The sequence below is a fragment of the Atribacteraceae bacterium genome (assembly GCA_035477455.1).
GTDB lineage: Bacteria > Atribacterota > Atribacteria > Atribacterales > Atribacteraceae > DATIKP01.
Genome location: DATIKP010000105.1, coordinates 1 through 10,171 on the forward strand (window position 1 = coordinate 1; position 10,171 = coordinate 10,171).

11 protein-coding genes and 3 tRNA genes are annotated in these 10,171 nt (G+C 52.4%); 8 read left to right on the plus strand and 6 right to left on the minus strand.

Going from position 1 to position 10,171, the window contains the following annotated elements:
* Positions 1-141: 141 nt before the first annotated feature.
* The 3 genes from VLH40_06490 to VLH40_06500 all read right to left on the minus strand — a co-directional run bounded on the left by VLH40_06490 (position 142) and on the right by VLH40_06500 (position 399).
* Positions 142-216 (minus strand) — tRNA-Thr (locus VLH40_06490).
* Between the two features lie 15 nt (positions 217-231).
* Positions 232-317, minus strand: a tRNA-Tyr gene (locus tag VLH40_06495).
* A gap of 6 nt (positions 318-323) precedes the next feature.
* Positions 324-399, minus strand: a tRNA-Thr gene (locus VLH40_06500).
* Between the two features lie 206 nt (positions 400-605).
* On the opposite strand from VLH40_06500, the gene VLH40_06505 reads away from it, so the two are divergent.
* Positions 606-989: a DUF4064 domain-containing protein gene (locus tag VLH40_06505; GenBank protein HSV31654.1), complete on the plus strand. Its 384-nt coding sequence runs from the start codon at positions 606-608 to the stop codon at positions 987-989.
* 209 nt (positions 990-1,198) lie between these two features.
* On the opposite strand, the gene VLH40_06510 is transcribed toward VLH40_06505, so the two are convergent.
* The 3 genes from VLH40_06510 to VLH40_06520 form a co-directional block, all read right to left on the minus strand.
* Positions 1,199-2,668 carry an NADP-dependent isocitrate dehydrogenase gene (locus VLH40_06510; protein ID HSV31655.1) on the minus strand — a complete coding sequence of 490 codons (1,470 nt, stop codon included), beginning with the start codon at positions 2,666-2,668 and terminating at the stop codon, positions 1,199-1,201.
* 403 nt (positions 2,669-3,071) lie between these two features.
* The gene (locus VLH40_06515; GenBank protein HSV31656.1) at positions 3,072-3,332 is read right to left on the minus strand and encodes a hypothetical protein; all 261 of its coding nucleotides are present in this window, start codon (positions 3,330-3,332) and stop codon (positions 3,072-3,074) included.
* A gap of 367 nt (positions 3,333-3,699) precedes the next feature.
* Positions 3,700-3,825, minus strand: coding sequence for a hypothetical protein (locus VLH40_06520; protein ID HSV31657.1), 126 nt, complete (start codon positions 3,823-3,825; stop codon positions 3,700-3,702).
* Positions 3,826-4,003: 178 nt separating this feature from the next.
* Here VLH40_06520 and VLH40_06525 point away from each other — a divergent pair, with 178 nt between their 5' ends.
* From VLH40_06525 to VLH40_06555, 7 genes are read left to right on the plus strand one after another with little or no spacing between them, the layout of a single operon-like run.
* Complete coding sequence (locus VLH40_06525) at positions 4,004-4,642, plus strand: GntR family transcriptional regulator (protein ID HSV31658.1); 639 nt, start codon at positions 4,004-4,006, stop codon at positions 4,640-4,642.
* A 4-nt stretch (positions 4,643-4,646) separates the two neighbouring features.
* Positions 4,647-5,606, plus strand: coding sequence for a TIM barrel protein (locus VLH40_06530; protein ID HSV31659.1), 960 nt, complete (start codon positions 4,647-4,649; stop codon positions 5,604-5,606).
* A gap of 24 nt (positions 5,607-5,630) precedes the next feature.
* Entirely contained in the window at positions 5,631-6,494 is an 864-nt protein-coding gene (locus VLH40_06535; protein ID HSV31660.1) for a sugar phosphate isomerase/epimerase, read from the plus strand.
* A 29-nt stretch (positions 6,495-6,523) separates the two neighbouring features.
* Positions 6,524-6,919: a cupin domain-containing protein gene (locus VLH40_06540; GenBank protein HSV31661.1), complete on the plus strand. Its 396-nt coding sequence runs from the start codon at positions 6,524-6,526 to the stop codon at positions 6,917-6,919.
* A gap of 27 nt (positions 6,920-6,946) precedes the next feature.
* Entirely contained in the window at positions 6,947-7,960 is a 1,014-nt protein-coding gene (locus tag VLH40_06545; protein HSV31662.1) for a tripartite tricarboxylate transporter substrate binding protein, read from the plus strand.
* 43 nt (positions 7,961-8,003) lie between these two features.
* Positions 8,004-8,483 carry a tripartite tricarboxylate transporter TctB family protein gene (locus tag VLH40_06550; protein HSV31663.1) on the plus strand — a complete coding sequence of 160 codons (480 nt, stop codon included), beginning with the start codon at positions 8,004-8,006 and terminating at the stop codon, positions 8,481-8,483.
* A gap of 12 nt (positions 8,484-8,495) precedes the next feature.
* Positions 8,496-9,989 (plus strand): tripartite tricarboxylate transporter permease, encoded by a 1,494-nt coding sequence (locus tag VLH40_06555; protein HSV31664.1) that lies wholly within the window; start codon positions 8,496-8,498, stop codon positions 9,987-9,989.
* The last annotated feature ends 182 nt before the right edge of the window (positions 9,990-10,171 follow it).

The following is a 10,171-nucleotide window of genomic DNA, read 5'->3' on the forward strand; positions in this document are numbered from 1 at the left end:
CGTTGACGTGGGGTTTCTTGCGTTCAAATTTCTGCTTGGCCATAGGTATCCTCCTCTTCCTCAATCAAGCTCGGTTCCGTGTTCACCGCGTGCCGGCTACCCTTCGGAATCCCGAATCTCTCGGTTAAAACAAAAAAGAAATGGAGCCTACGATCGGGATTGAACCGATGACCTCATCCTTACCAAGGATGCGCTCTACCACTGAGCTACGCAGGCTTCATTAAAGTCGTATGGTGGGGAGGGAAGGATTCGAACCTTCGAAGGCGTATACCGACGGATTTACAGTCCGCTCCTTTTGGCCACTTAGGTACCTCCCCGTATAATGGAGCCGGTGATCCGACTCGAACGGACGACCTGCTGATTACAAATCAGCTGCTCTGCCAGCTGAGCTACACCGGCATACCACCCCTGTATGGTCGGTTATGCCTGAATAAATATAGCCAAAGGACGAAGTGATGTCAAGCCAAAAAAGAAAATATGGCCTTCCCTTAGATATATCGGTTTAAATATCCCATATTCTCACCATTTCGTCCCGATTCTATTGATTGTCGATCCAATTTCTGGTAAAATTTTTATCCAGTAAATCTGTTCAGTGGGTGGGATACATGAAGAAAGCGGGAATGATACTCGGAATCATCGGTGGTATTATTGGTATCGTGACCGCACTTTTAGCTATCGGGACTGGCGCGGTAGCCAACTTGGCCACTCAAGTCCTCACTGAAAACGGTGAACTCCCCGCAGAACTGGAAGAGATGAGTGCCGCCGTAGGTCGGCTGGCCATAGGGAGCGGAATCGGCGGCCTGATCTTCTCCATCGTCGGCTTGGTCGGCGCTGCGATAGTCAATAAAAACCAGAGATTATCGGGCATCCTGATGTTGATTGGCGGCATTCTCGGATTTGTTGTCCTCCTGGTCGGTTATGTTGTCCCGGGAATTCTCCTGATCATCGGAGGGATCCTGGCCCTGATGGCCAAGCCCGAGGCTAAGTAAGAGGATATACCCTGAAACAATCGATAATCGGTGATGGGTGAAGATTCTCTTTTCTCACAGGCTATTGCCCATTTTATCGTACACACCCGGCACCGATAACTGGATACCACTGCTCTTTCGCCAGTCCAAGGTCAGCTTTTCAACCGGCTCTCCCGGGGTTAAGGTTACATCACCGTAATCCCTCAAGCCGCCTTAGAGGAAGGCTGCCTTCATTGGCCTTGACCGAGGGTATATACCCGCTGGCCATTCATCAAATAGAGATTCTCAAGCTTAATCCACTCAAGGTTATTTTGCTCAATGGCCTCCAACAGCCATCGGATATCGGCATGCGTCAGGCGAGGAGACCCCTCGGGCACCTGGAAACGGCAACGCCAGTGGTCGGTACAAAAGGTCTCCGGGTAACCATCCGGATACACTTTCTGTCCACGATTGGAGATCATAATCAGGCGAAATTTGGGTTCAGCGAGCTTTTCCAATTTCCGGCCAAGTTCATCCGGAGAGAGCTTACCATTTCCAATAAATACATCGACGCCGTCAAGCTGCATCATGGCGTCACGCACGTCGGTCAACTGCGCTCTCCGAATTCCAATGGACTTCCCACCGTACTTGACTGATTTGAGAAGTTCAGGCATTTGACCCAGCCGGGCAACTACCGCTTTGGCAAATTCCCGGGTGCCGACCTCGCTGTATCTTGTTTCACCCGTATTCTTTGCCCTTCTAACCAAGTCGTAGGTCCACACGCGGTCTTCGATCGTCTTAAGCCAGGCATTGTGAACCCGCTCGGCGACATCTGCCTGATCGATGCTGATCAACATCATCACCCCGGCAAGAAGCAAGCCGGAGGGATTGGCTATACCCTTCCCGGCATGACGGGGAGCAGAACCGTGAATGGCTTCAAACATGGCGTAATCATCGCCAATATTTGCCCCGGGCGCCAATCCTACCGATCCGGCGATCTGCCCTAACATGTCCGAAATGATGTCCCCATAAAGATTGGGCACCACAATCATATCAAAGCTGGTGGGTGTGTCCGCCAGTTTCGCCGTCCCTATATCGACGATCCAGTGCTCACTCTCTATCTCCGGATATTCGGGAGCGATCTCATCGAATACCCTGTGGAAGAGCCCATCAGTGAGCTTCATGATGTTGTCTTTCGTCATACAGGTAATCTTCTTACGGCCGTAGGCGCGGGCGTATTCAAAAGCATAGCGCACAACACGCTCGCAACCCGGACGCGAGATCAACTTGAGGCACTGGACAACCTCGGGTGTCTGTTGGTGTTCGATTCCGGCGTAAAGATCTTCTTCGTTCTCACGGATAACCACCACATCCATGCCCGGATGATTTACCGGTACAAAAGGATGATAGCTGACTACCGGACGCACATTGGCATAAAGACCGAGTGCCTTGCGAACCGTAACATTAAGGCTTTTGAATCCTTCCCCTTGGGGGGTGGTAATAGGAGCCTTGTAAAACACCTTGTGTTCTCTGAGGATGTCCCAGGTCTCCTCGGTAATGCCCGCGGTATACCCTGCAAGATATACCTCCCTGCCAATCTCAACAAACCTCGGCTCAATACGAGCGCCTGCTTCCCTCAAGATATACAGACATGCATCCATGATCTCCGGACCAATACCATCGCCTCTGGCCACGGGAATAACCTGGTTACTCTTCGCCATAATGCCTCCCCTAATAATCGTAGCTCTCTTTTTCAACTGCCGCATTTTCTCTCAGACGCTGTATGACCTACCGACCGTAGTTTCCACCAATGCGCTTCTCTTCCATCTCTCCGATTCCCGAGATTACCTCGCAGCCGGATGAACGAATTTCTTCGCTTGTCTGATCATCTTCTCGCTCGTTACAAGCAGCAACACAGATCCTGAGCTCGTTTTGCCTCACCCGGTGGTTGCCTATTTCGCTGAAAGCGGCCACCTGTTTCTGTGATTCCAGCAGGATTCGAAGCGAAGCGACGCCGGGTGCTTATACTGTACCCAGGTGTCCGGATTCAGTCAAGATCGTTAATCAGTTTGCGTATAGACTTCACATATGTCAAGAGAAGCTCGCAATTTTGTCAAGACTCTTTTAAAATGTCCTCCTTTTTAGCTCTTTTAAAATGTCCTCTTGAGATACCTCCTCTCCATAAACAACATATAATTTCCCGAGCCGTCCTATCCGTAGGCTTCTTGCGACGAGGAACAAAGAGAGGCTTTCCAGGGAGATGGTCCCAGCCCGGTGTTCCTGGACGGTCAGCCGCTGTTTGGCCGGGGGACAGGTCGACGAGGGAAGGATCGGGAAGAGGCGGTTGTAGTAGCGGACCACCCAGTGGTCAGTGGTGAGGTTCATAGCATTCCTGCTCCTGGTTCTTGCACCAGTCGTGGTGGCTCCCGTCCAGCTGGACCAGCTCTCCGAAATGCTCCTTGCGTGGTCTCCTCTGCCGGTGTTGGGGACTCTTTCGTTTTCTCTTCCACAGACCCTGGGCGAGCAACCAGCGCCGCAGGGTTTCATGAGCAATGAGAGAGTCGTGCTCCGGCCGGCTTCTCGGAGGTCAAGGGGTTGGGGTCCCAAGCCCTGATAGGGTGCCCGGTAGAGGTCTGAGATCTTCTCCTGGAAGGTCGGAGGCTTGGCCCGGGCAGAGGGCCGACCGCGAGGGCGGTGGATGAGGCTGGTATCTCCTACTTCCCGGTAGCGTTACACGATCCCGGGTGTGCCGCTAACTGATGCCCCAGATCGGCAAGCCATCCCTGATGGTCATGTTCTTTTCCGGTACCCGGGCCAGAATGACCTGTCTGCGTGCGTCGCACAGGCAGGCCAGCCGGGTCCTTTCCTTTGTATTCAACGTTAACCGTCCTCCTTCCAATGCGGGGCCTCCTTCTTTTTGGGTTACCCCCTTTATACAGCAGGTTTCAGAAAGAGGACATCTTAAGCGAGTTCTTGAGAGGAGAAAGAATGAAGTAAGTCGGGCCATTGACATTTCATATTGTATACAGTATACTGTATACAATATGAAAACCCCTTTGGAAATCAAAAAGACCACCCTGGTTGATCAGGCATACCAGCGGGTTCGACAGTTATTGATGGATGGTGAGTTGGAACCCGGTCAACCTCTCGTACAAGATGAACTTGCCCGGAAGCTTGGCATCAGCCGTACTCCGGTTATGCATGTCATCCGTGAATTGGAAAACGACGGTTTGGTCGTTCGCCAAGACACTAACCGGGTCTTCGTCCGCGAGCTATCTCTAGATGAGATGGTCGTGATTTGGGAGATTCGAATCGCCCTGGAAAAGCTGGCCTGTAAGTATGTTGCCCCCGTCATTACCCGGGAGAAAATCGCCTGCCTCCGGTCGGGATTTGATCGTGCCATGCAAGCTCAAAATCGCGATGAAGAATACCGGCGGATGGACAATACCTTTCATATATCTCTAGCCGAAACCTGTCCCAGCCGCGACTTGGCCGATATCCTTATCCGCTCCGGGTTTATGGTAAAAGGTCTTTTAAAGGGACTACTCCGGCCCCCGGAGGAAACCTATCCGGAACACATGAAAATCCTCGAAAGTTTGGAAAAGCGGGATAGCGTTGGTGCCGTGGAGAGCATGGCTGTTCACCTGGAAAGGACTTTGCGCCATATATTGAAACTCAAAAGTGAGGGAGGATGACTCGATGGGTTTTCGATACGCGATTATTTCTGGATTTTTGGGGCAGCTTAAAGACCGGTTCAAGTTTTATCATGAAGCCCGAAACCTGAAAGATAAGTTCGCTCTCGCCCGGACAATCGAAGGGGTCGATGGTCTCGAACTCGTGTATCCCTATGATTTTCAAGATCTTTCCATGACTAAAGAACTTCTGGAGCACTACCGTTTGCTTCCCGCCGCAGTCAATGTGGACATCAAGGGAGAGGCTCACTGGAATCGCCGTTCTTTATCGGCCGAATCACGTGATACCCGGAAAAAGGCCGTCGAATATATTTCTCGGGGCATGGAACTGGCTCGTGAGTTGGGAGCGAATCTCGTAACCGTGTGTCCTCTGCAGGACGGGTATGATTACCACTTCGAGATGGATTATTCCCGGGCCTGGCGATACTTCGTCGAGGGTGTCCGAGAGGCGGCTACCGCCTTTCCTGATATACGGTTGAGTCTTGAATACAAGGGGGCTGAACCGCTGGCCCAGTATCTGTTGTCAAACGTGCACAGCGCCTTGTTTACCTGTTGTAAAACGGGGTTGACAAACGTCGGGGTGACGTTGGACACAGGGCATGCTCTTTTTGCCAAAGAAAACCCGGCCGAATCCCTGGCTCTTCTTCAGGGGGAGGGTCGCTTGTTTCACGTACATATCAATGACAATGATGGGAACTGGGATTGGGACCTGATCTCGGGAGGACGCAATCTCCTTGGGTATCTCGAATTCATCTATTACCTGGTGCGATCCGCTTACCAAGGCTGGATCGCCCTTGACGTCACGCCTAAAAACCGGGATACGGCGGAAGTGCTGGCCACCAGCATCCATCTCTCCAGGGTTCTGGAGAAAAAAGCCGCAGAGATTGATCATGTCTTGATCGAACGAAATATTCTTGACGATACACCACACAAGACTCTCCGCTACCTCTACGACGAAGTGCTGTGATAAATAAAGATGGGAGGAATTTCTATGGAATGGCCGGTCAGCGTGGGGGCGAACCTGTACAAAGGGTATGATCTGGTCACGGTTTTTCAGAGTTTGTCCCGGCTGGGAATCCGTTACGTTGATCTGGACTTTATCAAGCCCCCCGCTACGTTCAAGGGTAATGCTTACTTGGCTCACATCAGCGAAGAGGACTTAGGCCGTAGCGCGGAAATTCGGACAATGATGACCGATCATGGCCTGGAAGCGGTGACTTTCAGCGGCCACATGTACCTGGTGAGAGCGGAAGAGGTGTCCTTGTTCAAAAAGAAGATGCGCTTCGCCCGGGAAATAGGAGCGAAGATCATCTCCACCAACCAGGGACCGCGGGAGAGGGCGGATGATTTTTACCGGTACATGGAAGAAGTGGTCCGGGAGGCGGAAATTCTAGACCTGATAGTGGGGCTGGAGACGGCCATGCCCGGTGATATACTTGAAACGGGACAGGATGCCGGGAAACTTATGGAACGGATCGGCTCACCTCAGGTCCGGCTGACCTACGACACCGGAAATATTTTCTATTCACAGCGGGGGAATATCAATCTCCCCGAAGATTTTCATGTTGCCCTGCCGTACTGCTCAAATCTACACTTCAAGGACGCCTGCCTACAGGATGACCGTTTGCACTACTGCGCGGTGGGTCAAGGACTAGTTAGCTTTGATCCTATTTGCCAAATGCTTCGCGAAGACCACCGCCATCTCCCGGTTACCGTTGAGGTTCCTTACTTCTTCGAAAGCCGGAACTGGTCTCGGTTCGATACCCTGGACGAGATCAAGCCGCTTGCTGCAGTGGAAGAAATAGTCCAAACTTCGCTGGACTTTATCCGGCAACGTCTCGGTATAGTGGATTAAAACATGCCGCGGGAAAGGGGATAAAGGGCTTGAAAATACGTTACGTTTGGGATGAACCGGGAGTTTCTATTCCAAAACCCTACCGGCGAACAGTGAGAATGGTTTTCGGTTCTGACCGTCAAGGAGTCAATGAACTCAGTCTCATCTCGGCGGTGATTGACCCTGGCAGTTCCACCGACCGGAGAGTGCGAAATCGGTTGGAGCTCATCTATATCATTTACGGAAAGGGGGTGTTTATTTGTAATGACCGCGAGTATCCAATCGAAGCCGATACCGCTGTATATGTGGAACCGGGAGACGTCGTGCAAATTCGCAATACTGGTGAGGAAACTTTGAAGCTCGCTTCGGTGCACCTCCAGTCCTACCGGGCGGAGGATCTTTATAAAACATTATTGGAAGCCGCCCAAATGGCGGTCACAAAATAATACTTCATGTATTGGGAGGAAAAAACCATGATTAAAAAGTATGTGCTGGGATTGCTGGTGGCTCTTTTGATGATGTCTCTGTCGGTCGGGGTCGCGTTTGGCGCGGATTGGCCGACACGGCCGATCAATATCATTGTATTCTCGGCGGCCGGTGGGTCAACCGATTTGAGTAACCGGGCTATCGCCGAAGCGATCAAACCCTACCTCGGAGTAGAAGTAGTGGTCTCCAACATGCCTGGTGCCCTGGGTGGAACAGCAACCGCCTATGTATGGTCGGCCCCTCGTGACGGGTATATTTGGTACGGTGCCTCAGAAGGGTTTTTGGGGCTGGCGGTGTTGGGAGCACACCATACCACCGCAGAGGATTGGGAGCTGTTCCTGGTGGGCGGTACCCCGGGGGTGATTTCAGTTCGAAAAGATTCACCATTTGAGGATTTTCAGCAGCTTCTCGATGCCGTCGCGGCCTCTCCGGGAGGACTGACTATAGCAACCTCCATCCCGGGATGTATCTGGAATATCCAGTATCTTACCCTGGAAAAATACGGAGGATATGATCTTGAGTTCATTCCTTATCCAGGGAGCCATCCATCCATCGTGGCGGCGTTGGCCGGAGAGATCGACGTGGTCTGGACCGGGCTCGGAGAACAATCCGAATTTCTAAAAGCGGGTGAATTACGGCCTCTGGCCATCTATGATACCAAGCCCCATGAGTTCGCCGGCATGACCATCCCGCCCATCACCGATTACGTACCAGAACTGGTTGAAATCATGCCTCTTTTGCAGTTTGTCGGATTTGGTCTCCCGTCCGATACGCCGCCTGAGATCTTGGAAAAAGTGACCGAAGCGTTTCATCAAGCGATGCAGAAGGAACCAGTACAACGGTTCGCCGAAACAGTCGCATCCACCCTTTACGGATATTCTGGAGAAAAAGCCCGAGAGCTGGCGAAGCGACAGCAGGCAATCTTTGCCTGGTTACTCTGGGAAGAAGGATTGGCCCGGGTGTCACCGGAAGAATTTGGGATCCCCAACCCCTTTGAATGAGAAGAGGTGATTTGTCCTGAAAGAGTCGGACAGCAAGAAGGAACTGCGAAAACACGACTTCGTCGCTTCACTTGTCTTGCTGGGGTTTGGGGCCTGGATGCTCGTTCAAAGCGTGAGGATGATTTTTGTGGATTTGCCGGGGGTGAAACGAGTGGGGTGGTTTATCGCCCCCGGCGTCTTTCCTTTTATCCTCTCGACTGGTATCGTGATCATGGCTCTTTCCCTCATGGTTACCACCCTTCGGGAAAGCGGGGGGTTGGATCGTACCTACCTGGACAAGCTGAGGAACGTGCTAGCTTCCAACGCATTCTGGATTTTACTGGCCGAGGTAGGCCTGCTCCTCCTTTATATCTTCGTGCTGTTGGGCCGACTGCATTTCGCCGTGGCCACGGTCATTTACCTTTTTTCAGCCATGTTCGTGGTGCGAGCGGCAGCATGGTATACCATGGCCGTTATTTCCGTTGCCGTGTCCGTGGGTGTCACCTATCTATTTGGAAACCTTTTCAGAATTCCATTACCGTAAGAGGATAGATTTATGGAACATTTCATTTCATCGATTGTAAACATCATCACCAACCCGGTCACTCTGACGACCCTGTTCTTGGCCAACATCCTCGGGATCATCATCGGGGCGTTGCCCGGCCTGACTGCGACCATGGGTATCGCCCTACTCACCGGCCTGACTTATGGCCTGCCCACCGAGATAGCTCTTGTCATCCTGATGAGCCTTTATGTGGGAGCGATTTATGGAGGCTCGATTACCGCTATACTACTTAATATTCCGGGGACCGGTTCGGCGGCGGCCACTGCCCTGGACGGTTATCCGCTGGCTACCCGGGGCCGGGCTGGTTTTGCTATCGGGATCACCCGCATGGCTTCCGTTTTCGGTACCCTTTTCGGATTGATTATGCTGATGACCATCGCCCCGCAATTGGCAAGGTTCGCCCTCCTATTCACCTCGGCCGAGTATGCCCTACTCGGATTTTTCGGAGTATTGATTTCCGGTTTCGTGGCCGGGGAGGATCTAAAAATCAAGGGCTGGATCGCCGGTTTCCTGGGTATGCTCCTTTCCACTGTCGGCATAGACGAACTGCATGGATACGCCCGGTTTACCTTTGGTAGTCCTCTACTCATGATCGGGATTTCATTCGTCCCAGCCATGATCGGGGTCTTCAGCATTCCCCAGATCCTGGACAATCTGAAGCTTACCCTGCCACCCCGTATCCCCACCTCTGACAGCATGTTCCCCAAATGGTCACAGTTTTTACGCCAGTTGCCCAACGCGATCCGTTCGGGATTGATTGGGACGGGGGTGGGGATTATTCCCGGGGTGGGTGAGGATATTGGTGCCTGGATGTCCTATTTCGCCGCCCGGGGGATGAGCCGGAAAAAGGAGGAATTCGGTCGGGGGTCTGTGGAAGGGGTGGTTGCGGCGGAAACCGGCAATAATGCCGCTATCGGGGGAGCGCTGATACCACTGCTCACGTTGTCTATCCCGGGGAGTCCTCCGACAGCGGTTCTATTGGGAGCCCTCCTTTTGCACGGCGTGCGTCCGGGGCCGATGCTCGGTTTCGAATTTCCCGGTTTTATCCAGGAAATGGGAGGAATCCTGTTCATGGCTTCCTTGGCGCTGTCCATTTGTGGAGTTTTCGTGGCCCGCTTTTTCATCAAGGTGCTGGATACACCGCTTCGCATCCTGATGCCCATTATCGCCGTGTTGTCGGTGATGGGGGCCTACGCTATCCATATCCGTATATTCGATGTCTTTGTCATGGTAGTGTTGGGCCTCCTGTTTTTCGTGCTGTTGAAGCTCAGGTATCCGGTGGCCCCTTTCGTCCTAGGGGTGATTCTCGGTCCAATGATCGATGCAAACCTGCGGCGGGCCTTCTGGGTGCACCGGAGTTTTGTCCCATTCCTTACCCGGCCGGTATCATTGATACTAGTGGTAGCGATTGTGCTGTTGATCCTGGCCCAGTTCAAGTGGTTTCAAAACCTCTTCTTCCACCAGGGGAAAACACAAAAAGAGTGAACAGCTTAGCCCAGAGCCGGGGGAATCGAGTCCCTCTCCGCGAGCTACACTCAAAACTTGTGTATAGCCAAATGAAAACAGGTGGCGTATCCTAAGGTGAAGTTCCTATGAAGAAATCACCTCGCTCCCCGAAGGGAGGATACGCCATGAAACAAGCAAAGCACGTTAAAGAGGAATTGTCA

What these genes read in the sequence shown, in the direction of transcription:
- VLH40_06505 (HSV31654.1), top strand. Translation starts at nt 606, where the DNA reads ATGAAGAAAGCGGGAATGATACTCGGAATCATCGGTGGTATTATTGGT.
- VLH40_06510 (HSV31655.1), bottom strand. Translation starts at nt 2,668, where the DNA reads ATGGCGAAGAGTAACCAGGTTATTCCCGTGGCCAGAGGCGATGGTATT.
- VLH40_06515 (HSV31656.1), bottom strand. Translation starts at nt 3,332, where the DNA reads ATGAACCTCACCACTGACCACTGGGTGGTCCGCTACTACAACCGCCTC.
- VLH40_06530 (HSV31659.1), top strand. Translation starts at nt 4,647, where the DNA reads ATGGGTTTTCGATACGCGATTATTTCTGGATTTTTGGGGCAGCTTAAA.
- VLH40_06535 (HSV31660.1), top strand. Translation starts at nt 5,631, where the DNA reads ATGGAATGGCCGGTCAGCGTGGGGGCGAACCTGTACAAAGGGTATGAT.
- VLH40_06545 (HSV31662.1), top strand. Translation starts at nt 6,947, where the DNA reads ATGATTAAAAAGTATGTGCTGGGATTGCTGGTGGCTCTTTTGATGATG.
- VLH40_06555 (HSV31664.1), top strand. Translation starts at nt 8,496, where the DNA reads ATGGAACATTTCATTTCATCGATTGTAAACATCATCACCAACCCGGTC.